Below are 25,495 nucleotides of genomic sequence, written 5' to 3' on the forward strand. Positions count from 1 at the left end.
ACGTCAGGACTGATGCGCATTTGTTGCTCGTTGCTGCGAATTTGCATCGATCAAAAATATTGAGATAGTTATTTTTTGGTAGGGATTTCCCTGACAGCCCATGCGTGACAAGGCATTCAGGCTGCTGGCACGAGTCTCGCTTTGCAGTAGAGCGAATTCGTTTGCTGCGGCTGCCTGGATGTGGCCGCCGACGCGGCGACGGATCGAACGAACGTCCAAGGAGGCTTCAACCATGTTAATCACCGGCATAAAAAGCCGTCCGGTGTATGACGTCCTCGCACCGATGTCCAACGGTGCGCTCCACGTCATAGCGGGTCAGGGAAGCGGGGGCCAAGCGCTCTTGCGTTTGCTCGGCGAGTTGTCCGACAAGTCAGAGCGCACCGTCGTCTTCTATTCCACCGAGTCGTTTTCGGGGAAGGACTTCTCGGCGGAACTTCAGGCCATCGAAACGGAGAACCTCAGGCTCTTCAAGTCGAACGCCGAACTCGTCGGTTACCTGGAAACGTATTTGTCGACGGCCAAGACGGGATTGCGTCTTTATCTGGCCGGTTCGGAGAGCTTCATCGGTACGGCGATGCAAGTCGCAAACAAGTTCAACCTGAACAGCGACGAAGTGCTGCGCGAGCACGGCGGCACATACGTTCGACGTGTCTGGTGTGTTCACTGCGATACCTACACGGAGAACGTCACGCATCGTGTTTTCAAGTGCCCCGGCTGCGGCCTTGATCTCGTGGTTCGCGATCATTACTCGGGCCGTCTGGCCGCATTCATGGGCGTGAAGGCAGACGCCGAACAGACCGGCAACATGCCGGCGGCAGAGGAGCTCGACACATGAACGCGCATGCAGGTACGTTGCCGGTTGTTGTCACCGCAATTGAAGACATCACCCCGCTCATCAAGGTATTCACCCTTCAGGACCCTTCCGGCAAGCCGCTTCCCGGCTTCTCCGGCGGAAGTCACGTGGTTGTGCTGATTCCCGACGAAGGAAAAATCTATCGCAACCCGTACTCGCTGATGAGCACGCCGTTCGACACGACGTCGTACAGAATCGGCGTTCGTCGCCAGGACAATGGTCGCGGTGGATCGCTCGCCATGCACAACGATGTTCGCGTCGGCATGACGCTTCACATCACGCATCCGGTCAACAACTTCCCGCTTAACCGTCGGTCGCTGAAGCACATCTTCATTGCAGGCGGCGTCGGCATCACGCCCATCATCTCCCAGATTCACGACCTGCAGGTCGGCTCGGTCCCGTATGAACTGCACTACGCGGTCCGCAATATGGATCACAACGGGATGAAGCAATTTATCGCGGGCGACGAGATCGGGTCCACGGAGCTCTACTACGACAGCGCTGACGCTCAGATCGACTTTGACGCGATTCTCGGCAATCAACCGTTGGGCTCCGATGTCTATATTTGCGGCCCGGCTCCGATGATTGAAGCGGTTGTCGCTTCCGCACGCGCGCTCGGGTGGGCGGACAGCCACATTCACTGGGAAGAGTTCGTTGAAGCATCGACTGGAGACGCGTTCGAGGCGTTTCTGAAGAAGGCCAACAAGCGGATCATGGTCCCGCCCGAACTCAGCCTGCTCGAGGCAATCGAGGGCGCCGGCCTCGACATGCCCTACCTCTGCCGTGGTGGTGCCTGTGGGCACTGCGAAACCGACGTGCTCGAACTCGATGGTGAAATTGAACATCGAGACATCTGGCTCAGCGACGACATCAAGGCATCCAATCGAAAGATGATGCCCTGCGTGTCCCGCGCCAAATGCAAGAAGCTTGTCCTCGACCTGTAACCGGAGCGAATCATGTCTATCGTCTTCAACACGACCGAAACCTTCCGCGACGATTACACGTTCCGGAACAGCAAAGAAAGTATCCAGCGTTGGCCGTTCCCGTTCTTCGAGGACAAGTACGAGTACACGATGAATCTGGAGCCTCACGTCAAGGTTCCCGGTACCGTGTACGCCGCCAACTTCGACATCGACGAGCATTACGTCGCGGAGATGAAGGAACGCGCGATTGCATTGGAGGAGCGTCCCGGGCAGCATTTCAAGGCGCTGCCCAACATGATGCAAGCGCAGTGGGACCTGCTCGAGTTGATCATGGAGTCGTACGCGTCCGACTATCCGGAGTACTTCACGTTGAGCATTGACGGCTCGCAGTGGACGTGGGAAAACAAGCTGCTGAACATCAAGGACACCTTCACCTTCGGCGACCCGAAGACCCTGCCGTATGAGCCGATGGAATACATCACTCGCCAGGCTCAAGGTGAATGGATCGTCGTGGATGACCGCGACGATACCCTCTATTGGTCCGCTGCCATGGCGACCGAGCGCGCCGACTACTCGTTGCGCTTCAACCTCGGCATGAGTTGGAAGGAGTGGCACGGCCCGACGATCTCGTCGCTGCACGACAGTGGCATTCTCGAGCGGGGCCTCAAGTTCCTCAAGCGCATGCGTATCGGCCATCCGGTGCGGCGTCTCAACTGGACTTTTACCGTCAACCCGCGCCTCGAGACGTCCGCAGAGACGCTGCCGGAGTGGGCCCCCGACCGAGCGAAGCTCACGCTCGACGACGTGGGCAAGAAGGTCAATATGCGCGTCGAGTTGCAGCCGCTGCACCGTCTGCCACGGAGCAACGCGATCGTGTTTCCGGTGCGGACGTATTTCGCAAGCCTCGAAGAACTGTGCACCATCCCGAAGTGGGGCCGTCGCATGCACCGCGTCTTGCGAGACCTGAACCCTGAAATCCGGGACTACAAGGGCTTTACGCTTTACCACGACTTGATGGTTGAGTACCTGTCGAAGTTCGACGACGGCGCTCCGACTTCTCCCGGAAACGGCCCGGAGTAAGCGCCTTTGCGCAGGCGCCGCGTGTTTCCCGGCGCCTGCCCATGTACCCGGCAGCGAATATTCCATTGCGATATCAGGATCGTGTAAACCCGCGCCGCGGTTGATTGCCGGCGGCGTATTTCACCCGTGTGCGGCTTCAAGTCTGTGTGAGTGCCCTCGCGCTACATCACCCGCACGCACGGCACCCTTACGTGAAACGGCGAAGGTCGCGAGTGACGACTTCGAGTGCTCGCGTCCATCCCACTGCTGGACGACTTTCTCGCTCTTTTCCGATGTTACGTTTAACCAAGGAGACATTCATGTCGCAAGCGCAATCTGAAGAGCAACTGGACCAAGCGTTTCAACAAGCGATTGCCGCCAATTATGCGGTGTTGACCAACGGTTTCGCGACCAACAACGCAGGTACCGTCGCCTACGAATTCTTCACGCCGGATGCATGGTCCGTCGGTGCGGAAGAGGAGACGGCCATCGGCGCGAAGGCGATCGAAACGCTTTACGCCGACTTCGTCGGTGCATACACCTTTGAGGCCAAGTCCGTCTCGGCCCACCGGGTGGGTGATGCCGGATGGGACTTCGCGGAGGTCACACTCGTATCAACGGACGGGCAGAAGGAAGTTCATCCGTACAAGGTGCTCTACGTCTGGGAGCGCATTGACGGCAAATGGACCTGCAAAGGACAGATGTACGTTGAAGGGAGTTTCAAAGGTGCAGTCGCCGGCGTCTGAACGGTCGGAACGATGACCTTTACCCGCGCGATATTCGCGCGGGAATTCCTTCCACGCTTTGGTCGATGTTTCAGGGCTAGCCTAAGATGAAGTTCGACTTTTCGGTCACCCGCTCGCTACACCTTTACGGGCTGAGCTTTCCATTCGATATATTCATCAAATGCGCGCGAGGTTTGCAGAACGTCGAAGGTATCGATCTGGTACCGAGCCAACGACAACGTTGCATTCAGATTCCGGTGAGTCGACGCTTCGATTACCAATTGGAACCGGATGCCAGCGGCGCAGCCGAGGCGGTGGTTCACATTCTTTGCGAGTACGATTGCGGCGTGACGATGACGGCGACGGACTGGGAGGACCTGTCTCTCGCGACCCACGCCAAGACGGCATCGATCTCGCTGGCGCTCGCGCGGAAGATATTCCTCTATCCCCATGACCGATGGACGCTGGCGACCATTGCAGAGCAAACTGAAACGACTGTTCGCGCACTGCAAGCGCGCATCTTCCGTGAGAATGCTGCGTTCTCGGAAATACTGTCCCGCCAACGCAGACTGCGAGCGCTGCTCGACATGCTTGCAATGGGGGTGCACGTCGGCGACGAGTCGCTGAGTGTCCCCGGCACTCGCGGGGAAGCGTCATTGCGGCGGACCCTGGCTCGAGGCTATCTCATACTCTGAAGCGCTAGTACTAAGTGCTGCCGGTAATCGTGGACCAGGAAAACGTGTCACCGCCAGCGGAAGATGGCGCCGCGACCGAGACCTCACGCGCTAGCGGTATCTGTGGTCACGGTTAGTAGAACCTTCGAACACCCACCGCAGAGTGGCTGACGAAATCACCGCACGGCTCGCCTTCGCCGATCACCCGCACACGATCGGCACATTTAGCCCAGGTACGTCGCCTCGATCGGACGACCCGACGATCAGGGCGACACCATGCTTTGCAAGCGAGAAGATCAACCCGGAGATCTCCACCTTCGCCCACGTCAACACCGAGAGTCGGTTCCCTCTCGATCGCGTCCCGTTCATCGAGACCATGTATGCAGAAAACCCCGCTCGATACCGCACGGACGGGGCGGATTCCGACGCATCGGCACACCTCCGGAAACGCATGCGATCGGAATTCCATCGAAAGCAATCCGAAATTCATTGAAATGGCACGGAATATTTCCGACTCCATATCGTCATCTTTCAATGTTCGAATGCGCACGCTCGCACACTGCGCCATCGCTCCGGCCAGGTTCCGGCATGGATTCCGATCGATGACACGCTCGGTGCTCTGGCGTGCGGGGCGTTCAGCTCGACGCGCTGGCATGGCCCTGCCTCTCGCGTCGAGTCGTCCACTGACCAACACCGGGAACCGGCGAGCGGCACACGGCCGTTCTCGAACTCAACAGCATCGTCTCCCGTCGCTTTCACGCAGGTGTGAGCAGCGGCAGCTCAATTTCAGCTTCGCGGCCGACAAGGATCATGACGCTTCGAAGTTGGCCAAGGATCAAAGATGAAAAAAACGCGAGCAGTCACCTGTCTTTTATTGCTTTTGGCGAGCGCAGTTCTGCCGGGATGCGGTGGCGACGACAGCACGATCAATTCCACACCGGCCGTCAAGAAGATTTACCACTGCGGCAACTGATCAATCATTCGACGCAAATCATGACCGTTAACCGTAGAGATTTCATCAAGCAATCTGCAACCGTGTTGGGTGCGGCAACGGCAATGTCCCTGTTGCCTGCGAGCATACGACGCGCGCTCGCCATTCCGGCCGCCTCGAAGACCGGGACGATCGCCGATGTCGAACACGTCGTCATCCTCATGCAGGAAAATCGCTCCTTCGATCACTATCTCGGTCAGCACGCCGGATTTCGCGGATTTAACGACCGGTCGACGCTTCCCGTCGACAATCAAAGCGCCATCTGGAATCAATCGAATGGAAATGGTGGGTATGTCACCCCCTTCCATCTCGACAGCAACTCGACGAAAGCGCAAACGATCAGTTCGCTTCCGCACGGATGGCCCGACGGTCACAACGCCTGGAACAACGGTCGCTGGGACAACTGGGTCGCGGCGAAAGGCGCGCTCACGATGGGCCACTTTTCGCGGAGTGATATCCCGTTCCATTACGCCCTTGCGGATGCATTCACGGTATGCGATGCCTATTTTTCGTCCTGCATGGGGCCGACCAACACGAATCGCCTTCATCTGATGACGGGCATGATCGACGTGGCAAGCACCGGCGGCGGGCCTCTGATCGATAACACACCGGCGAACATCTTCACCTGGACGACGTACCCGGAACGACTTCAAAAGGCCGGTATCAGCTGGCATGTCTATCAAGGATCGGACGGCAGCGAATCCTTCAAGACGACCCTCAAGCCGAATCCCGCGGGGTCCACGAACGTCGATTATCCGAATCCGTACAACGTGCTGAATTTCTTCCACGCATATACGTCGGACAATGCGGACCCGGCACTCGTGGCAAACGGCACGACCAAGCGAACCTTGGCGGACTTCACCCGTGACGTGAAATCCGGGACGTTGCCGCAGGTATCCTGGCTTTTGCCTCCGTACATGTGCTCGGAGCATCCGGCTCGCTCGCCGGCGGACGGCGCGACCTACATCGCTGCCGTCCTGGACGCACTGACGTCCAATCCGGATACGTGGAGCAAAACGGCCCTGTTCATCACGTACGACGAAAACGACGGATTCTTCGATCATGTCGTCCCCCCGTCGCCCCCGGCGTCCGGCCGTGACGGACTGTCGAACGTCTCAACCGCGCATGAATTCTACTCAGGCAGCGCGACAAACCCCGCCGGCCCGGTCGGACTCGGCGCCCGGGTGCCGATGTTCGTGGTCTCGCCGTGGTCCAAGGGTGCATGGACGTGCTCGGAGGTATTCGACCATACGTCGATCATCAAATTTATCGAAAAGCGCTTCGGCGTGGTCGAGCCGAACATCAGCGCATGGCGCCGCGCAATATGCGGCGACCTGACGTCGGCTTTCGACTTCACCAGCCCCGACACGAGTGCGGTTACCGTACCGTCGGTCGCGGGATTGAGTGAGGCGGCTGCCGCGCAAAGCACGTTACCGATGCCCGCGGCGCCGGTAACCCAGGTGATCACGCAGCAGGAGCGCGGGAGCCGAAACGCGCGCGCCCTGCCGTACGAACTGTTTGTCAATGCTGCCGAAAACGCCGGATCCGGAAACCTGACGCTCATGTTCGTGAACAGCGGAAGCGTTGCGGCCGGTTTTTCCGTCTATTCCGCCATTTCACCGACGTCCGTCAGGCGCTATACGGTCGATGCCCAAACCAGGCTGTCCGACAACTGGAGCTTTTCCGCCGCGGGATCGGGTGCCGCCGCATACGACATTACTGTGGTTGCCCCGAACGGCTTCGTACGACGCTTCAGCTCATCCGGCTCGAATGCGAGTACGCAAGAAGCCACCGTGTGCTATGAGGTCACCCAAGGCGATCTGGAGATCACCCTGACCAACAGCGGAAAAAACACCGTGACATTCTCGATCACGGACAACCGTTACGGTCTCGCGGCTCAATCCATGACCGTGCAGGCCGGTCGGACGGTACAGGTTCCGTGGGCTCTTGCGGCAAGCCAGCGGTGGTACGACATCAGCATCACGTGCGATACCGATGCCCGCTTTCTGCGGCAGTTTGCCGGACATGTCGAAACCGGTGCCCCGGGCGTCACCGATCCGTCGATGGCCTGAATCACATCGAGTGACTCTGCCCGCGTACCAGCAGGCGGAGGGAACCTCTCCGCTCGGCTGGGTATCACGATGATGCCCAGCCGCGGGGGGCTATGAGCCGCGCCGGCAGCCCCTCTCCCGCGTTATACGAGGCCAGCGTTTGAGCAGGCGATCGTACCGTAGCGGCAAACGATCAACGCAGCGTCTTTGTCGTCCACAGGTGTCCACCTCCCCAATCGGTGGACACCCATGCTCGTTGGTCAGCGCGCCGTGATGTAGACGTCGAGAACGGCCCCCTTCCTGTCGCTCAACCTCAATTGCTATAAATCAGACCGCGAGCGGCGCCATTGACGTAAATCCTGCCATACGTGTTCCAGTCGCCGGCCATCACGCCAGAGCCGCCGAATTGGTGCGCGTCATCGTTGAAGCGCGCCCACGTTGCACCCCCATCATCGGAATGGTAAATACCCCAGACGCCGTTCAATGTGCCTTCCACGTAGACCGCGGCCGAGTACGACGAACCGGTCGGCGCCCTGCCCAACGCGATCACGGTGGCGCCCGGCGTGCCATTGGTCGATGCAAAGACGCCGAGCTTCATCCAGGTCGCTCCCGAGTCCACCGAGTGGTACACGGCCGTGCCGTCGGCCAGCCAGAGATCACCCTCCGCGTTCGGATTGACCACCATCGACGTGTCCCCCCACGCATTCCAGGCCAGGTTCGCGTTCACCGAACCCTGGCTGAGCGCGAACGTGTGGCCGCCGTCGTTCGAGACGTAGATCTTGCCGCGCTGCCAGCTCCACGGTGCGCCGCCGGAGTCGTACGCATAGACCTTGTTCGGGTTCTTGCGGTCCGCGGCCAGGCGGTAGGCACGCGGGAAGCCGTTCCAGGTGGCACCGAACGCCGGCAGGTTGGTCGCCGTCCAGCTGGCGCCATTGTTTGTCGTGTACGACGGCACCGAGTCCGGCGGTGCCCAGGTCACGTTGTTGCGGGACGGGACCACCAGGTTGCCCACGTTGCTTTGGCTTGCCGCTGCGCCGTTGGGCAGCGACGCGAACGTCGACCAGCTATTGCCGCTGTCGCCGGACCAGAAGCCCTTGGTCGCATGGCCGTTGGCGTTGTCGACGCCCGCGGCGGCGATGTACGTCGGGTCGGACCACAACATGTCGGCCGAATTGCCGCTGCTCCACGTGTTCAACGGGGCTTTCGTCGGCCTCGTCGAGAGATCCGTATTGACCCACGTGCCGATGTCGCCGGCGCTGTTGATGAAGTTGTACGACGCGCCGGGCGGCGCCGTGACGAGCGCCAGCGTCACGGTTTCCTCGAGGTTGTCGACCTTGGGGCTCCAGGTTGGCGTGGGCGACGAGGCGTTCATGGTTTCGCAGATGCCGCCGCCGTGCACGTGCATGACGTGATCGCGATTGGCCGGGTCGATGGCGACGCTCTCGACCCAGCCGGCGCAGCCACCCGAGGCAGTGCCGGTATGCGGCATGCCGGCCTCGATTTCGCGCCACGTGCTGCCGCCGTCGTCGGATAGCTGGATGGTCTTGCTGGTGTCGCTCCAGCCGGTCATGCCCAGTGCGATGCGGGCGGACGCGCCCAGACCGGAGACGGACAGGCCGCCAAAGCCGTTGCTGCTGGAGCGGTTGAGCAGCGTCCAGTTGCTGTCGTTACTTCCGCCGAACTTGTACAGATAGCTCGGTCCGCCGATGCCCTGGCCGACGCCCGCGTTGAACACCACGTAGAAGTTGCCGTCGGACGTGCGCACGACGTGCGGGATGTAGTAGCCGGACACCGTCGGCGGGACGGGCACCGGCGTCCACGAGAAGCCGCCGTTGGTGGACTTGTACAAGGTCGACGTCAGGCCCGCCGCGTTGGCGTAATCCGGGGCGACGGTGGCCCACATGATCCAGGTCGGCTGGCCGCTACCCTTGCCCGACGTATCGAAGATCACCTGTTCGACGCCGATCGGGGAACTGCCGCCGCCGATCGCGGTGGAGGACAGACCCGTGACCTGCGTCCAGGTGCGGCCCGAATCGGCACTCTTCCACATGCCGGCCGTGCGCGATCCGTAGAACAGCGTCGACGGATTGTTCGGGTCGACCTGCAGGCGCTCGCCCGTGGCGCGGCCGTTGTCGTTGCCGCCCACCGGGAACGGCAGGTCGTAGTGCGTCCAGGTGTCGCCGCGGTTGCTCGAGATGTAGATGCGGCCGTTGTGACCCTGCGTCACGGTAATGCCGGTCATCATGTAGACGAGCTGATCGTTGTTCGGGTCGAGCGCGAGGCTTTCGACGCCGTGGAAATCGCCCTCGCCTGCACCGAAACCGATGCCGTCGGTGATGGGCGTCCACGTCGAATTGGTCGCGTTCCAGCGGTACGCGCCGCCGACGTCGGTGCGTGCGTACAGCAGGCTCGCGTTGACGGGATGGTAGATCAGGCCGGTGACGTAGCCGCCACCGCCCCACTTGACGCTGGTCCAGCTGGCCGCCGGCAGGTTGCTGCCGATGCCATTTCCGCCGATCTGGCTACGATTGGCGGCTGCATTGGCGCCCGCATGGGTCACGCCTGTCGTGCTATCGGATCCGTCACCACAGCCCCATAACGCACACGCCATCGCCGCAGCGGCAATCCATCGTTGAGAAAACACAGTCATCAGAAGTCCTTAAAGAAAGAGGTTCATCTCAAGGCCCGCCGTCGGGCCCTGCGTGATCAACTCGTCATGAGCGACGCAATCTGCGCAGCGCTGAGCGCACCGCGATAGATGCGGAAATCGTCGATCAGGCCGTGGAACGTGGCGTCGGCACTGTATTGCGATTTGCCCAGCCAGTTCTGCGTGGTAGGGCCAAGGCGGAACGGCGCCTGGAACATCGCCGTGTTGGTGCTGACGGGCGTGCCGTCCACGTAGATCGTGCCGGTCGAACCCGATAGCGTGACGGCCACATGCACCCATCGCTTGCTCGGCAGCTCGGTGGGGGCATCGATGATCTGCTCCGGCGGGCCGTCACCGGGGCCGTTGGCTGTCATCGCGAAGCGCATGCCGGCCCAGCCGTTGCGCAACTGCGCGCGCGGCGTGAACATCATGTAGCGGTGGAAGCCCGTGCCGAAGTCGAACAGGCGTGCCCACGTTTGCGCGCCGTTCCAGAACACCCAGCTGGCGATGGTGAAGTCCGACACGTCGACCAGCAAATCGTCGGGCAACGCGACATACGCGCCCGAGCCGTTGAGCGAGACCGCGTTGCCGTTGTGCCCCGCCGCCCACGTTGCGCCGTTGAGCGTGCCATTGCGCCTGTTGCCCGAGCTATCGGCAGCCGTGATGCCGCTGCCTTCATCAAACGTGAGGTGCGCGAGCAGCTGCTGCGCCGTGATCACTTTCACTTCGTTGGAGAGCGCCGATTCGCCCGCAATCGTTTGCGCTGTCACGACGTAAAAATACGTGCCGGCAGCGGCTGGCAGATCCGTATAAGTCAGCAGATCGGTGATCCCGCTCTGGATGGTTTTGTACGGCCCGCCGGCAATGGTGGCGCGCTTCACGTTGTAGCTGACGGCGTTGCTGCTGCCCCACCACGACAGCACCGCCTTGCCCGCGCTCGCGTACCCGGTCAGGCCGGTCGGCGTGGCGGCGGGGGTGCCGGGGTCGAGCGTGCAAGTGAGCGTGCCGTAGCCAAGCTGATCGAAGCCGCCACTGTTCGGGCCATAGTTGCCGCCGCCACCTTCCGGTGCCACCAGTTCGGCAGCGCGCTTGGTATAGGGCGCCGCCAGACCTTTGCGGTTGATGTAATGGTTGGCCACCAATGCCCAGCAGGGCCGCCCCAGGGCGTCGCCTCGCCCACCGGCGGCGAACTGCGTCTGGGTGACGCCGGCGCTGTTCTGGTACGTGACGAAAGGCACCGTGTAGAACGCGCCGTCCGCCTGCTTCAGGTTGGCCTTGGCCACGTATTCCGCGCCCGCCAGAAAGCGATTGTTGTCATAGCCGTACAGGTCGATGCCCTGATTCCACGCCATCTCGCAAATGGCGCCCGTCAATGCAATGCCGAGTGTGCTGTGGCCCTGGTCCCGGCCGGCTTCCTGCCATTGCCCGAGGTTGCCGGGGTGCAGGTAGTACACGGCTTGCCGGATACAGCCGTTACTGCCGCCGGTCTTGAAATGGGTGACGGCCTCGTTGACGAGCCCGGCATCGTCGCACAACACGCCGATGGCCAGGATGCACGCGATGTTGGCCAGGCCCCAGTTGGCCCAGTAGTGCGTGTCCATCGCGGTGTCGACACGGGTCAGGAAAGCGTGACTGACCGGGTAGAAGACATTGCGCATCATTGCCTGAAACGCGGCAAGCCCGGCCGGACTCCAGCCGCTGTAGCCGCGCATGATTTCGGCTGCGTTGGCGAATTCGTAGCCGTAGATGCCGGCGGCGAGCGCCACGTCGCTGCCGCCAAGCGTCGTCAGCTTCGCGGCCCATTGGTCCAGATACTCCACGGCTTTGTCGGCATAGCGTGTGTCGTCCGACACCTTCCAGCGCAGCGCGTCGCCATAGGCGGCGGCGATGTCGTTGTAGAGCGCGCCGTAGTTCTGACCATGCGTGGGATCATTGCCGCGATAGATGCCGACCTGCGGGTTCGGCTTGTTCGTCAGGCGCGTGTGACCGTTGGCGACGAGCACGTTCCAGCTGTCGATCCACGGGGAAGCGTGGGCGCCGACTTTAGCGCGCATGCGTTCGAAATCCGCGTCGGTATGCAGCAAGCCGGGATGCGTGAAGGCGCGGGTTTGGGCAGTGCCTGCCGACGTCGCGCCGGCGTCGATACCGTCCGGAGCTGGAGCACCTCGGGACGCCTGACCGATGCCGTTCGCCGATGGTCGCTCACCGCCTGTCACCACGTCGCTTCCGTCGCCGCCGCATCCGGCCAGAAGCGCTGCACCAAGCCCCATCACGAAATGGCGTCGTGCAATATTCTCGATGTCGCCGAGTGGGACGATTTCCTCGGATGGCATCGTCGATGCTCCGTTGTCTCGCATGTTGGGATCCCCAGTTTTTTAGCTATGGTCGAAGCGACAAAAAATGTACGAACCGTTCCGTATTCGTCAGGAACGCGTAGCATTCTATCCAGTGCGACAGGGAGGTAATCAAGCGAAAAAAAACATATTCACTCATGACACGCAGCTGTCACATATGTGACGCACGGATTGAGGAATGCGCGAAGCGGCCGGCCACCGCCGTAGAACAAAACAAAGTCGAGCCTGGGCATGATCTGTTGTCCGTAGCGCGCTCACAGCGAAGCACGCCACCTCGAATCCGACGACCCACCTGCCGATAGAAGTTCGGCGTTGACGGCTGCGGCCGAACTTGCATCTCTTGCCTCGCTCGGAATGCACGGCCAAAGGTCGCGCATCTCACAACATGTGGGGGCGTGCGCCGCACTCCATACATCAACGTCCGAACCTGATGTATCGTGGCGCGAAGCGTGCGCGTCGCTTCGCCCGTGCGGAAGGTCATCCATTCCATGACCGCCTGCCCCCGGCGACAGCGCCCGCACGATCCTGCGCAACACGAAAGGCCGTCCGGCGCCCGTGCGGGCCCGGCCAAGCCTCGTTCACCGTCCGGAACCCGTCGCCATGAAAAAGCTTGTCAACCGCCCGTCCGATGTCGTGCGAGAAATGCTGGAAGGCATCGCGCGGCAGTCGCCGCATGTCGCGATCCTCGGCGACGAGCACGTGCTCGTCCGCCAGCCGCTGCCCGAACCCGCGCAGCGCCCCGTCGCCGTCCTCTCCGGCGGCGGCAGCGGCCACGAGCCCGCACACGGCGGCTATGTCGGCGAAGGGATGCTGAGCGCGGCCGTCTGCGGCGAAGTGTTCACGTCGCCGTCCACCGACGCCGTGCTCGCCGCGATCCGCGCCACCGCCGGCCCGAACGGCGCGTTGCTGATCGTGAAGAACTACACCGGCGACCGGCTCAATTTCGGGCTCGCCGCCGAACTCGCGCGCGCCGAAGGCATTCCGGTCGAGACGGTCATCGTCGCCGACGACGTATCGCTGCGCGGCCGCGTCGAGCGCGGCCAGCGGCGCGGGATCGCCGGCACCGTGCTGATCCACAAGCTCGCCGGCGCGGCCGCCGCGCGCGGGCTGCCGCTCGCCCGCGTCGCGGCGATCGCGCGCGACGCGGCGGCCGAACTCGGCACGATGGGCGTCGCGCTCGACGGCTGCACGATCCCGGGCGCCGACAAGTCGGGCTTCAGCCTCGGCGATCACGAGATCGAACTCGGTCTCGGCATCCATGGCGAGAAAGGCGTCGAACGCCGCGCGCCGCTGCCGGCCGATGCGCTGGTCGACACGCTGCTGTCGAGCATCGCCGCCGATCTCGTGCTTGACCGCGGCGAACGCGTCGCGCTGTTCGTCAACGGCCTCGGCGCGACGCCGGACATGGAACTCGCAATCGTGCTGCGCGCCGCGCACGACCACCTGCACCGGCGCGGCATCGTCATCGCACGCGCGTGGGCCGGCACGTTCCTGTCGGCGCTGAACATGCCCGGCTGCTCGATCTCGGTGCTGCGGCTGAACGACGAACGCGCGGTGCTGCTCGACGCGCCGACGCAGGCGCGCGCATGGCCGGGCGGCGGCGCGGTGAATACGCAGATCCGCGTGGCCTCGGCTGCCGCGCAGGAAGCGCCGTTGCCGCCGCTCGATGCGGCCGGCCGCGCGTGGGCCGCGCGCCTGCAACCGGCGCTGCACGCTGTCGCGCAGACGCTGACCGATCACGAACAGACGCTGACGGATCTCGATGCGGCGGCCGGCGACGGCGATCTCGGCGCGAGCATGCTGCGCGCAGCGGAAGCGATCCTCGCACTGCCGGAAACCGCGTACGGCACGCCGGCCGGCGCACTCGCGGCGCTCGGCGCCGCGCTGCGCCGCGCGATCGCCGGCAGTTCGGGGCCGTTCTATGCAACCGCACTGCTGCGCGCGTCGCGCCGGCTGGCCGATAGCGCCGAGCCGTCGGCGCGCGACTGGGCCGCGGCGTTCCGCGGCGCGGTGGATTCGATCAGCGAACTGGGCGGCGCGCACGCCGGCGACCGCACGATGCTCGATGCGCTGGTCCCGGCCGTCGCGGCATTCGAGCGTGCGCTCGACAACGATCGCGATCCCGCGAGCGCGTGGGCCGCGGCGGTCGAAGCCGCCGAGCACGGCGCGCAGGAAACCGCCCGCATGACGCCGCGCGCCGGACGCGCGAGCTATCTCGGCGAACGCGCGATCGGCACACCGGACGGCGGCGCGGTGGCGGTGTCGTATTGGCTGCGTGCGTTGCAGGCGCACATCGCGTAAAAGGGTGAAGGTTGAAGGCGCGACAGTGCGCCTTCAATGCATCGGCACGCACGACGCCATGGCGCGCGACGTGCCGATGCCGTGGATCATTGCGATGCCGGTCGGCTTCGCCTCCGCCGACATTCGCATCGAACCGTCCGAAATCGATCAGCCCGTTTTCGTCCGCCCGGGCAACAACGCCGCACCGACCGCCGCCACGGCGAAACTCGCGAGCCAGCACCAATAGCCGATCGCGTCGAGATGCACGGGTTCGACGGTCCCTGCTTCGTCGACGGCAATCTGGTGCTGCGACAGGAAACTCATCCCGAACAGCAACGCCAGACCGGCCAGCACGATCGCCTGCGCGCGGTAGCGCTTCACCGTCAGCAGCCAGGCGGCAAAGACGAACGGATTCGCGAGCCATGCATAGATGCCGTCGAGCAAGCCCATCCAGCCCGTCAGCAGCACCTGCCAGCCGTCGGCCCATGGATGCGGGGCGGGCGCGCCGGTGCGGAACGGCGCGGTGAACATGGCAACCAGATAGAGCGCGACGCTGATCGCGAGCAGCACGGTCGTAGCGCGGCGCATCGGCGGGCGAATGGGCGCGGTGGCGGGAGTCGAAGGTTTCATCGGCGAGACGGGTGTCCGGCGTCGCGGCGCGCCGCCGGACATCCCCGATGCACGTCGCTCAGACGCCTTCGACCAGCACGGCGCGATAGCGCGCGCCCTTGAAGCGGTGCTGGGCGACGGCCTGGTATTCGGGACCGTGATACCACGCGTGCGCGGCTTCCTTCGACGGAAACTCGACGATCACGACGCCTTCCGGGCCTTCGCCCTCGAGCGTTTCCTGCGGCCCGTAGGCTGCGAGCACTTTCACCGGATGCCCGGCGAGCGTGGCGCCGACCTTGCTCTGGTAGAGGTCGAATTCCTGCTGGTCCTGCATGCTTTCACGTGTAAACACGATGTAGGTAGCCAAGATGCGTGCTCCTGATGCGCTGCGTGGAAAGGGAAAGGGCCGGCCGCGCATCGCCTCGTCCGGCGAACGGCACGCGACCTGCCCGCAGCTTACAGGGGATTGCCGACGAGCGTCGGGGCTGGCCGAGCGCGCATCTGGCCGGCTTGCTGCGTGCGACACCGGTCACCCGCGTACGACTCCTGTCGCATGCGGATAACCGGCACGGGGTCCGTCACGCAAGCGTCGCCGTGGCCTGCATCGTCAGCCAGCCGTCGCGATCCTTCGCCCACAGCTCGATCGTCCGGCCATCATCCGACGGCTTGCCGCACAGCGTGAACGGCTCCCCGTCGAACGTCGGGCGCACCGCGCGGAACGCGAAGCTCGCGAGCGTCGCACCGGGCCGTTCGCGGTGCACGAGATCGACGAGCAGCGTCGCGATCAGCGGGCCATGCACGACGAGCCCCGGATAGCCCTCCTCCTGCGTCACGTAGCTGCGGTCGTAGTGGATGCGGTGACCGTTGAAAGTCAGCGCCGAATAGCGGAACAGCATCACCGCGTCGGCCGTGACCGTGCGCGACCACGTCTCGCCCGCCGGCGCAGCGACCGGCTTCGGCGCAGGCGCGCCCGGCTGCGGCGCATCGCGATAGACGATGTCGTGCTCCTCCTCGACACACAATGCGCCGTCACACTCGATCCGGTGCTGCACCGTCACGAAGACGAGCCGGCCGCTGCGGCCCGTCTTGTCCTCGATGTTCTCGATCGTCGATTCGCGCGTCGCGCGCCGCCCCGTGCGCAGCGGCGCATGGAAGGTCAGGCGGCCGCCGGCCCACATGCGGCGCGGCAACGGCACGGGCGGCAGGAAGCCGCCGCGCTTCGGGTGGCCGTCGGGGCCGACTTCGGCCAACGGTGCGACGGGCAGGAAATAGAGCCAGTGCCACATCGGCGGCACGACATCGCCGGGCGGCGGGCGGTCGAGCGTGGCGGCGAGCGCGTTCAGCGGGAACGCGGTGATGTCGTCGCCGAGCGTTTCGGTCTTGCCCAGCCAGGCGTCGAGCGATGCCTGGCCAGGGGGCTGCGAGGATGAAAGGGACACGTGCGGAATCTCCGGGTGGCTTGCAACGGCCTCAATATGCACGCCGCGCGCCGTTTCGCGAAGCCGGATTTCCCGAACCCCGGCTTCGAACCGGCCTGACCTGCCGAGCGGCCCGGCCGGACGACTTTCATCTGACCATTCGATCGCAGCCGCCAAACGCTCCACCCGTTCCGGTAAAACCTTACAGCTTGACCATCCCCGGCACGCCGCCTAAATTGCATCAGACGATGCCTGCCGCGCTGCGTGCGACGTGTCATCCGGGTGACAAAAACGATAGTTTGCTATCGAATTAATTTGCCCCTATCATCTCGCCCATGACCAATCTGCACGACCTCCGCCTCGCCGTCAGCAGCCTTCTCGTGCTGTCCGCGCGCAAGTGGCGCCGCACCAGTGACGGCGTGCTGACCACGTACAACGTGTCCGAGGCCTGCGCGACGCCGCTGCTGATCGCCGGGCGCCTCGGAGAAGGCGTGCGCCAGGGCACGCTCGCCGAATACGTCGGCATCGAAGGGCCATCGCTCGTGCGCCTGCTCGACCAGCTGTGCGCGGCCGGCCTCGCGCGCCGCGACGAGGATCCGCACGACCGCCGCGCAAAAACGATCTCGCTGACGGCTGCCGGCCGTGCGGTCACCGCGAAGATGGAGGAAGACCTGCGCGTGCTGCGCGCACAGGTGCTCAAGGGTGTCACGCGCGCCGATCTCGAGGCGACGCTGCGCGTGCTCGACGCGTTCAATGCGTCCGAATCGCACACGCCCGCCGCGCGCCCCTCCCATACCGGCGACGCCACGTCATGACCTACCCGAGCCTTCGCGACTGGCTGTTCTCGGGCAAGACGTTCGCCGCGTCGATGCTCGCGCTGTATCTCGGCCTGTATTTCCAGTTGCCGCGCCCGTACTGGGCGATGGCGAGCGTCTACATCGTGTCGAACCCGTTCGTCGGCGCGACGCGCTCGAAGGCGCTGTATCGCGCACTCGGCACCGCGCTCGGCGCGGCCGCCGCGATCTTCTTCGTGCCGCCGTTCGTCGAGACACCGCTGCTGTTCGCGATCATCGTCGCCACCTGGTGCGGCACGCTGCTCTACCTCGCGATCTCCGATCGCACCGCGCGCAGCTACGTGTTCATGCTCGCCGGCTACACGATGCCGCTGGTCGCGCTGCCGACCGTGACCGATCCGTCCACCGTGTTCGACGTCGCGATCGCACGTACCGAGGAGATCGTGCTCGGCATCGTGTGCGCGAGCGTAGTGGGCAGCGCGATCTTCCCGAACCGGCTCGCGCCGACGCTGATCGAGCGCACCGACGCGTGGTTCAAGGATGCCGCGTTCTACGGCCGCGAGACGCTGTCCGGGCACATCGCCGGCAAGGCGCTGTCCGCGTGCCGGCAACGCCTCGCGGCGACCATCACGGGCCTCGAATTCCTGCTGAGCCAGCTGAGCTACGACCATGCGCACCCGCGCATCCTCGCGCGGGCGCAGGCGCTCGCTGGCCGGATGCAGTTGTTCCTGCCGCTGATGTCGTCGCTCGCCGATCCGTTGATCGCGCTGATGCGCGACCTGCACATCCGGCCGGCCGGGCTCGACGAATTGCTTGCCGATGCCGCGAAATGGTTCGACGCGCCGCTGCCGGCCGTCAAGGCCGGCGCCGATGGCGACATGGCCGACGACCCGGTCGCGCAACGCCTGCGCGAGCGCATCGCCGCGCTGCAGCCGGCCGACGACGCGCTGGCGAGCTGGGACGGCGCACTGCTGTCGAACGCGCTGTGGCGGCTGCGCCAGGTCATCGACATCTGGCAGGACTGCCGCTCGCTGCGCGCGCTGATCGGCAATGAAGCGGGCGTCTGGCAGCCGCGCTACCGGCACTGGCGGCTTGGCGGCACCGAGCGCTTCTTCGATCGCGGGATGATGCTGTTCTCGACGCTGACCGTCGTCGCCGCGATCGTGTTCGCGAGCTGGCTGTGGATCGCGTCCGGCTGGCACGACGGCGCCGCCGCCGTCACGCTCGTGGCCGTGTCGTGCAGTTTCTTCGCCGCGCTCGACGAGCCCGCGCCGCTGGTGTTCAAGTTCTTCCTCGCGACGACCGCGAGCGTCGTGTTCGCGGGCCTGTACCTGTTCGTCGTGCTGCCGCACGTGCACGATTTCGCGATGCTCGTCGTGATGTTCGCGGGCCCGTTCATCCTGATCGGCACGCTGCTGCCGCGCCCGCAGTTCAATATGGTGACGATGCTCGTCGCCGTGAACACGGCCACCTTCATCAGCATCCAGGGTGCGTACGACGCGGATTTCTTCGTGTTCCTGAACAGCAACCTCGCGGGTGTCGCCGGGCTGCTCTTTGCGTATGTATGGACGCGTGCGACGCGGCCGTTCGGGGCGGAACTCGCGGTGCGGCGCCTGCTGCGCTCGGGCTGGGAAGACGTCGCGCGCTCCGCGTCGACGCAGCCGCTCGACGACCAGCGCAACCACGCGTCGCGGATGCTCGACCGCGTCACGCAGCTGCTGCCGCGCCTCGGCGCATCCGACGACCACCGCCACCCGTCGATCGAGAGCTTCCGCGACCTGCGCATCGCGCTCAATGCGCTCGACCTGCGCCGCTCGCGCCGCCGGCTGTCCGGCGACGTACCCGACGCGATCGACCGCGTGCTGGCCGGCGTCACCGATCACTATGAACGCTGCGCCGCCGCGAACGCGCGCCAGCCGGCGCCGCCCGCGCTGCTTGCGACGATCGACGACGCCCTGCAACGCGTCGCGGGCCGCAACCTGCCGGGCGCCGCGCCGGCCGAAGACGGCGCGGCACCCGCCGCACCGGCCACGCCCGCCACGCATCGCCGGCTGCGCGACACGCTGCACGCGCTCGTCGGCCTGCGCCTGTCGCTGTATCCGGCCGCGGCCGGGCAGCCGCCGCAGGCGCCGGACGGAGCACGCGCATGATCCCGCTTTCCCATCCGTCCTTCCGACCGCGACCATGATCGGCGAAATCGATATCTTCGGCGTATTCGTGCCGGCCCCGCTCGTGCTGATGCTGATCGCCTACCTGATCAACATCGTCGTGCGCGCCGTGCTCGAGCGCGTCGGCTTCTACCGCCTCGTCTGGCACCGTTCGATCTTCGACCTCGGCATCTACGTGTTCGTGTTTGCCGCCGTCGTGATCGTTTCCCACCATCTCGTGGCTACCTAACGTGAAAAAAACCTGGCTCTCGGCAGGGCAAATCCTGCTCACCCTGATCGTCGTCGTCGTGGCTGCCGTCGTGCTGTGGCGCATCGTCAACTACTACATGTTCTCGCCGTGGACCCGCGACGGTCACGTGCGCGCCGACGTGATCCAGGTCGCGCCGGACGTGGCGGGCCTCATCACGTCGGTGCAGGTCGCCGACAACCAGGAGGTCAAGCGCGGCCAGGTGCTGTTCGTGATCGACCAGGCCCGCTACACGCTCGCGGAGCGGCTCGCCGAAGCCACCCTCGCGCAGCGCCGCGCGACGCTCGCGCAGGCGAAGCGCGAGTACGCCCGCAACCTGCAGCTCGGCAACCTGGTCGCGAGCGAGCAGGTCGAGGAAAGCCGCACGCGCGTCGAACAGGGCGAAGCCGCCGTCGCCGATGCGCAGGTGTCGCTCGACACCGCGAAGCTGAACCTGCAGCGCACGACGATCGTCAGTCCCGTAGACGGCTACCTGAACGACCGCGCGCCGCGTGTCGGCGAATACGTGCCGGCCGGCCGCGCGGTGCTGTCGGTCGTCGACCGCAATTCGTTCCGCGTCGACGGCTACTTCGAGGAAACCAAGCTGCGCGGCATCCACATCGGCCAGCAGGTCGACATCATCGTGATGGGCGAGCCGCGTGCGCTGCGCGGCCACGTGCAGAGCATCGTCGCCGCGATCGAGGATCGCGACCGCACGCAGGGCGCGAACCTGCTGCCGAACGTGAACCCGGCATTCAGCTGGGTGCGGCTCGCGCAGCGCGTGCCGGTGCGCGTCGTGCTCGACGAAGTGCCCGACGATTTCCGGATGATCGCGGGCCGTACCGCGACCGTCTCGATGCGCGAAGCCGACACGCGCCGCAACGACCAGGCGAAGCCGGTGGCCGGCGCGTCGTCGGTCGTCGCGCCGGTATCGGCGGCTTCCGGCACGGCCGCCAGCGCGGCAGGAGCATCGCAATGAAGCGGCACGGTCTGCGCCTCGCCGCGACGCTCGCGCCGCTTGCGCTCGCACTCGGCGCGTGCAAGTCAGTCGGCCCCGATTACACGCTGCCGCAGCAGGCGTACGTGAATGCGCCGCTCGCGAACCATGCGCTCGACGATGCGAACGGCACGCTCGTGTCGCGCGACGCCGTGCCCGGCAACTGGTGGCAGCTCTACGACGACCCCGTCCTCAACGGGCTCGTGCGCGATGCACTGAAGTCGAACACCGACCTGCGCGTCGCCGCGGCCAACCTCGCGCGCTCGCGCGCGGCGCTGGAAGTCGCAAGCCAGCAGGGCGGCTTCTCGGGCCGCGCGGAAGCCGCCGTGCAGCGCGCCCAGGAGTCGGCCGAGCAATACCTGCTCGAGAACAAGCTGCCGGTCGTCAACGAAGGCGCGGTCGGCATCAACGTGTCGTACGAGATCGACCTGTTCGGCAAGCTGCGGCGCGGCGTCGAAGCCGCGCGCGCGGACAGCGAAGCCGTCAGGGCCGCCGGCGACCTGGCGCGCATCACGGTCGTCGCCGACGTCGTGCGTGCGTACGTCGAGTCATGCTCGGCCGGCGACGAGCTGGCTGTCGCGAAGCAGTCGCTCGCGCTGCAGAAGCAGCGCGTCGCGCTATCGCAGCGGCTGCGCGATGCCGGGCGCGGCAACCAGACCGACGTGACGCGCGGCGTGACGCAGGTGCGCACCCTCGCCGCCGATATCCCGCGCTTCGAAGGCCGCCGCAAGGTTGCGCAATACCAGCTCGCCGCGCTGCTCGCGCGCTCGCCTGCCGACCTGCCTAAGGCCGTTGCCGAATGCGAGCGCCTGCCTAGGCTGCGCCAGCCGATTCCGATCGGCGACGGCGCCGCGCTGCTGCGCCGCCGCCCCGACGTGCGCGCAGCCGAGCGGCAACTCGCGGCCGCGACCGCGCGGATCGGCGTGGCGACCGCTGCGCTATACCCGTCGATCAGCATCGGTGCGTCGGCCGGCTCGGTCGGTGTCGCCGCCGACCTGTTCTCGTCCACGACGAATCGCTGGTCGTTCGGCCCGCTGATCAGCTGGTCGTTTCCGGTCAACGGCCAGCGTGCGCGCGTACGGGAGGCCGAAGCCGCAACAGGTGGCGCGCTCGCGCACTTCGACGGCGTCGTGCTGAACGCGCTGCGCGAAACGCAGTCGAGCCTCGCGACCTATGCGGCCGACGTGCAGCGCACGGAAGCGCTGCGTATGGCGTATGAATCGGCTCGCAATTCCGCCGACGAAACGCATCGCCTCTATCTCGCCGGCCGCGAGTCGTTCATCTCCGATCTCGACGCGACGCGCACGCTGACGAGCGCGCAGGCGCAGGTGGCGGCAGCCGAAGGCCAGGTCGCGACCGACCAGGTGCGGCTCTTCCTCGCGCTCGGCGGGGGGTGGGATGACGACGGTACGACGGCCGCACCGGACGCCCGTCCCGCCGCCACGCGCACCACCCCGACGCCCGCGACCAGCGAGTAATTACGGCAGCGCTGTTATCTTCAGTACATCACGCGCACCTGGAGAAACGCTCGGCGGCGGTGGGCTTTCCTGATTCGCGCCATAGCGCCAGAAGGACGACGAACACCAACGTTGACGGTAAACTGGCCGATGCATTTCCATTCATCTTCCGCTGTCGAACAGGTAGCGGCATCCACCCGGAGATCCATCATGCGAACCAGCGCCCGCAACCATTTCGCCGGCGAAGTCGGCGCCGTCAAGACCGGTGCCGTCAACGACGAAATCACGCTCCGCACGCAGGACGGCCTCGACATCGTCGCCGTGATCACCCACGGCAGTGCGGCTTCGCTGGGCCTCGCGGCCGGCTCGAAGGCATTCGCGCTCGTGAAGGCGTCGTCGGTGATCGTGATGGTCGACGTCGACAACAGCAAGGTGTCGGCCCGCAACTGCGTCGCGGGCACCGTATCGTCGGTTGCGAAAGGCGCGGTCAATTCGGAAGTCGTGATCCAGGTCGCGGGCGGCGCCGAAATCGTCGCGATCGTCACCAACGACAGCGTCGATCGCCTCGGCCTCGCGAGCGGCACGGCTGCGTCCGCGATCTTCAAGGCGTCGAGCGTGATCGTCGGCGTCGAGTGAACGCGTGACGATCGCGATGGCGATCCGGCTGGCACCGCGCATTCACACGAATCACGCCGTGCGGCTACCGGTCGGATGCGTACGATGAGCACCGCGATCGATCACGCTCGGCAACGGGGCGCTGCAAACAGATGCGCGCGCGATGCGCCGCACGCCCCATAAACGGTTACCTTGTGCACCGTATCGCCTGCTGTTCATGACGCGCTCAATGCCGGTGCCGGTGATGAATGTCCGGAAAATGCGCATGGCTGTGCGTGATCGGCAGATGCACGTGCGGATGCGCGTGCGGTTCGTTGCCGTCGTACGCAAAATCGTGCGCATGCTGGTGATGTTCGTCGTGCCGATGCCGATGCGTGTGCTCGAGTGGCTCGTGCGTGTGCGTGTGTTCATGCCGTTCGCGAACGTGCAGCCAGATGCCGAGCGCCATCAGCACGGCAGCGATCCAGAACGTCGCGGGCGGCAGCGCGGGCCAGATCAGCAGCGACAGCACGACGCCGAACAGCGGCGCGATCGAGAAATATGCGCCCGTCCGCGCGCTGCCGAGATGACGCAGTGCGACGACGAACAGCACGAGGCTGATTCCGTAGCCGCCGAGCCCCGTCAGCATCGCGGCAGCCGTGACCGGGACAGCAGGCAGCGTCGCGCCGGTCGCCAGCGCGATGCCGATGTTCACGGGGCCGGCGATCAGCCCCTTCGCACACGCGATGACCATCGCATCGTTTGCGGCCACCTTGCGGGTCAGGTTGTTGTCGACCGCCCAGCACAGGCAGGCGCCGACGATCAGCAACGCGCCGACCGGCATGCCTGCATGGCCCGGCGTCCACGACAGCAGCGTGCCGCCGGCGACGATCGCGACCATCCCGAGGAACACCTGCGAATCCACGTTCTCGCGAAACACGACCCAAGCGATGACGGCCGTCAGCACGCCCTCGAGATTGAGCAGCAACGCGCTCGTCGCTGCTGGCGTGCTCGACAGCCCGAGCATCAGCAACGCCGGGCCGGCCACTCCGCCCGCCACAATCGCGCCGGCCAGCCAAGGCAGGTCTGCACGCTGCAGCGGCGCCGCGTCGGCGGTCGTCGCATGCCGGTTGTGCAGCCGGCGAAGCAGGATCCCGATACCGAGCCCGACGCCGCTGCCGAGATAGAACAGGCCCGCGACCATGAACGGCGACATCGCGCCGATCAGCGCCTTGGCGAGCGGTGTTGCGGCGCCGAACAGCGCGGCAGCGGTGAGTGCGACGAGAATCGCGGAATGTCTCGAGTGCATGATCCGGTTCGAATTGACGTTGAAAGGCGCTGGCCGTCGCAGCAGGTTGAGTCGCGGTGGGCTATTCGCCCCTTTCGCAATGAAAGCTGCATGGCAGCCTGCCAGCTTGCTGCGCGACCTGACGGCCCCGACGTGATTATCGCGCGTCATGTCACGGTGACCGAGTGCGATCGTCCACGCGCCAGTCGACCGTTTCCGCATGCCGTTACTTTAGGAAAACGAATTAATCGAACGAAGCGTTGCCGCATTCGCGGCATGCGTACCGTTCATGCGCAAACGACAACGTCGAAACAACGCGCGTGCAGCACCGATCGGCGAACTTTCTTCGTCCGGTCGCGTGGTCTGTTCGAGGTGGGATAGGTGAGAGCCCGGCACGTCGAGCACCGGAGGGAGCAGTCCTGACCTGCCTCGATCGAGGCAGGTCAGTCTGTCGGGTCATCCACCGCAGGCGATGTGCCTGCGGGAAAGCGCCGTGCGGTATGCAGCGGCGCGGTGCGGATTACGCGTTTCCGGCCGTTTGCTGCTCGACCTGCGGCGCTGCGTCGGCTTGCGCTTCCACGTTTGCCGGTTGCGGCTCTGCGGCGGCCTCGGCCGGCTGTTCGGCCTTCGGCTGCTGGGGCGCGCCCTTGGCCGATTGCCCCGCGCCCTTGTTGCCGGGGCGACGAGCCTTCAGGCGGCGTGCCCGCGCTGCGTCGTCATGCGTGACGCGCCCTGCTTCGTTACCCTGCAGATCGACCCGCACCGCGTCTTCGACGAGGCACGACCAGTAACGGTTGCCACGGCACCACGTCGACATCGCTTCACGCAGTTCGGCTTCGTTGAGCCCGACGGCCTGTGCTTCACGGGCGAGGTCGTCCCAGATACCGACCTTGAGCGGCACTTTGGGGGCCGGATTCTTCGGGAACGCACGTGGAAACTTACGCTGCAGTTTGCCGATCGCAACGATGACCGGATCGACCGGCGCCGCCGGCTTCGCCGAAGCTGGCTTCGCGCGGTGCGCCGCTTTGCCGCCGGCCGCAGCCGGCTTGGCGCCACGCTGCGGCTGGTCGCCGGACTTCGGCTTCGCGCCGGTGTCCGCCGGCGCTGCCGGCCGCTTCGCGTTGCGCTCCTGCTTGGCCTTCGCTGCGAGCTGCGCCCGCAATTCGGCAAGTTGTTCAAAACCCATAAATTCAATCCACCAGGAATATAAGGTGTGGTTCGTGCGGCCATGCCGCGCGGCGCACAAGCTTCGCCGCCATGCGTGCGACCCGTCTGCCGCCGATGCGGAACACTACGGGGCCGCATCGCGCACGCCACTCTGTTTTCAGGCACCCGGCCACGATGCCGGACAAGGCAGGAGTGGAAGTATACCGGTACGCGCGGCGGC

At 65.2% G+C, this 25,495-nt stretch carries 21 protein-coding genes; 13 read left to right on the forward strand and 8 right to left on the reverse strand.

Annotated features, from left to right (window positions below; translation table 11 throughout):
• Window positions 1-3: 3 nt before the first annotated feature.
• Window positions 4-234, reverse strand: coding sequence for a hypothetical protein (locus tag CFB41_RS37935; RefSeq protein ID WP_144029990.1), 231 nt, complete (start codon window positions 232-234; stop codon window positions 4-6).
• On the opposite strand from CFB41_RS37935, the gene CFB41_RS34325 reads away from it, so the two are divergent.
• From CFB41_RS34325 to CFB41_RS34350, 6 genes are all read left to right on the forward strand, one after another.
• On the forward strand, window positions 233-835 hold the full coding sequence (locus CFB41_RS34325; RefSeq protein ID WP_089459689.1) for a dimethylamine monooxygenase subunit DmmA family protein: 603 nt from the start codon (window positions 233-235) through the stop codon (window positions 833-835). The two genes, CFB41_RS37935 and CFB41_RS34325, sit on opposite strands and share 2 nt — an antisense overlap.
• A complete protein-coding gene (locus CFB41_RS34330; protein ID WP_089459690.1) occupies window positions 832-1,797 on the forward strand; it encodes a PDR/VanB family oxidoreductase in 966 nt (321 codons plus the stop codon). Before CFB41_RS34325 ends, CFB41_RS34330 begins: the two co-directional genes overlap by 4 nt.
• Before the next feature lie 12 nt (window positions 1,798-1,809).
• On the forward strand, window positions 1,810-2,856 hold the full coding sequence (locus CFB41_RS34335) for a DUF3445 domain-containing protein (RefSeq protein WP_089459691.1): 1,047 nt from the start codon (window positions 1,810-1,812) through the stop codon (window positions 2,854-2,856).
• A gap of 299 nt (window positions 2,857-3,155) precedes the next feature.
• Window positions 3,156-3,581, forward strand: a complete 426-nt coding sequence (locus tag CFB41_RS34340) for a nuclear transport factor 2 family protein (protein ID WP_071333800.1) — start codon at window positions 3,156-3,158, stop codon at window positions 3,579-3,581.
• A gap of 86 nt (window positions 3,582-3,667) precedes the next feature.
• Window positions 3,668-4,255, forward strand: coding sequence for a hypothetical protein (locus CFB41_RS34345; RefSeq protein ID WP_089459693.1), 588 nt, complete (start codon window positions 3,668-3,670; stop codon window positions 4,253-4,255).
• 972 nt (window positions 4,256-5,227) lie between these two features.
• Window positions 5,228-7,297 (forward strand): phosphocholine-specific phospholipase C, encoded by a 2,070-nt coding sequence (locus tag CFB41_RS34350; protein ID WP_089459694.1) that lies wholly within the window; start codon window positions 5,228-5,230, stop codon window positions 7,295-7,297.
• Window positions 7,298-7,589: 292 nt separating this feature from the next.
• Here the strand turns inward: CFB41_RS34350 and CFB41_RS34355 are convergent, their stop codons facing one another.
• Window positions 7,590-9,836 carry a dockerin gene (locus CFB41_RS34355; RefSeq protein ID WP_256941356.1) on the reverse strand — a complete coding sequence of 749 codons (2,247 nt, stop codon included), beginning with the start codon at window positions 9,834-9,836 and terminating at the stop codon, window positions 7,590-7,592.
• 146 nt (window positions 9,837-9,982) lie between these two features.
• On the reverse strand, window positions 9,983-12,256 hold the full coding sequence (locus tag CFB41_RS34360) for a LamG-like jellyroll fold domain-containing protein (RefSeq protein WP_089459696.1): 2,274 nt from the start codon (window positions 12,254-12,256) through the stop codon (window positions 9,983-9,985).
• A 621-nt stretch (window positions 12,257-12,877) separates the two neighbouring features.
• Between CFB41_RS34360 and CFB41_RS34365 the strand changes: the two genes are divergently transcribed.
• Window positions 12,878-14,578 (forward strand): dihydroxyacetone kinase family protein, encoded by a 1,701-nt coding sequence (locus CFB41_RS34365; protein WP_089459697.1) that lies wholly within the window; start codon window positions 12,878-12,880, stop codon window positions 14,576-14,578.
• A gap of 147 nt (window positions 14,579-14,725) precedes the next feature.
• On the opposite strand, the gene CFB41_RS34370 is transcribed toward CFB41_RS34365, so the two are convergent.
• From CFB41_RS34370 to CFB41_RS34380, 3 genes are all read right to left on the reverse strand, one after another.
• Window positions 14,726-15,187, reverse strand: coding sequence for a hypothetical protein (locus tag CFB41_RS34370; RefSeq protein WP_144029991.1), 462 nt, complete (start codon window positions 15,185-15,187; stop codon window positions 14,726-14,728).
• Window positions 15,188-15,245: 58 nt separating this feature from the next.
• Window positions 15,246-15,533, reverse strand: coding sequence for a DUF1330 domain-containing protein (locus tag CFB41_RS34375; protein ID WP_039369252.1), 288 nt, complete (start codon window positions 15,531-15,533; stop codon window positions 15,246-15,248).
• A gap of 211 nt (window positions 15,534-15,744) precedes the next feature.
• Complete coding sequence (locus tag CFB41_RS34380) at window positions 15,745-16,605, reverse strand: MaoC family dehydratase N-terminal domain-containing protein (RefSeq protein WP_179250290.1); 861 nt, start codon at window positions 16,603-16,605, stop codon at window positions 15,745-15,747.
• A 314-nt stretch (window positions 16,606-16,919) separates the two neighbouring features.
• Here CFB41_RS34380 and CFB41_RS34385 point away from each other — a divergent pair, with 314 nt between their 5' ends.
• From CFB41_RS34385 to CFB41_RS34410, 6 genes are all read left to right on the forward strand, one after another.
• A complete protein-coding gene (locus tag CFB41_RS34385; protein WP_089444601.1) occupies window positions 16,920-17,399 on the forward strand; it encodes a MarR family winged helix-turn-helix transcriptional regulator in 480 nt (159 codons plus the stop codon).
• The gene (locus CFB41_RS34390) at window positions 17,396-19,528 is read left to right on the forward strand and encodes an FUSC family protein (RefSeq protein ID WP_089459699.1); all 2,133 of its coding nucleotides are present in this window, start codon (window positions 17,396-17,398) and stop codon (window positions 19,526-19,528) included. Before CFB41_RS34385 ends, CFB41_RS34390 begins: the two co-directional genes overlap by 4 nt.
• Window positions 19,529-19,562: 34 nt before the next feature.
• On the forward strand, window positions 19,563-19,775 hold the full coding sequence (locus tag CFB41_RS34395) for a DUF1656 domain-containing protein (RefSeq protein WP_011350409.1): 213 nt from the start codon (window positions 19,563-19,565) through the stop codon (window positions 19,773-19,775).
• Window position 19,776: 1 nt separating this feature from the next.
• Window positions 19,777-20,751 carry an HlyD family secretion protein gene (locus CFB41_RS34400; protein ID WP_089444603.1) on the forward strand — a complete coding sequence of 325 codons (975 nt, stop codon included), beginning with the start codon at window positions 19,777-19,779 and terminating at the stop codon, window positions 20,749-20,751.
• Entirely contained in the window at window positions 20,748-22,247 is a 1,500-nt protein-coding gene (locus CFB41_RS34405) for an efflux transporter outer membrane subunit (protein ID WP_089459700.1), read from the forward strand. Before CFB41_RS34400 ends, CFB41_RS34405 begins: the two co-directional genes overlap by 4 nt.
• Window positions 22,248-22,436: 189 nt before the next feature.
• Window positions 22,437-22,862 (forward strand): molybdopterin-binding protein, encoded by a 426-nt coding sequence (locus CFB41_RS34410; RefSeq protein WP_089459701.1) that lies wholly within the window; start codon window positions 22,437-22,439, stop codon window positions 22,860-22,862.
• 205 nt (window positions 22,863-23,067) lie between these two features.
• Here the strand turns inward: CFB41_RS34410 and CFB41_RS34415 are convergent, their stop codons facing one another.
• On the reverse strand, window positions 23,068-24,129 hold the full coding sequence (locus CFB41_RS34415; protein WP_089459702.1) for a DMT family transporter: 1,062 nt from the start codon (window positions 24,127-24,129) through the stop codon (window positions 23,068-23,070).
• 499 nt (window positions 24,130-24,628) lie between these two features.
• Window positions 24,629-25,294, reverse strand: a complete 666-nt coding sequence (locus CFB41_RS34420) for a ProQ/FinO family protein (RefSeq protein WP_089444607.1) — start codon at window positions 25,292-25,294, stop codon at window positions 24,629-24,631.
• Between the last annotated feature and the right edge of the window lie 201 nt (window positions 25,295-25,495).

Source organism: Burkholderia sp. AU33803 (assembly GCF_002223095.1).
Classification (GTDB): domain Bacteria; phylum Pseudomonadota; class Gammaproteobacteria; order Burkholderiales; family Burkholderiaceae; genus Burkholderia.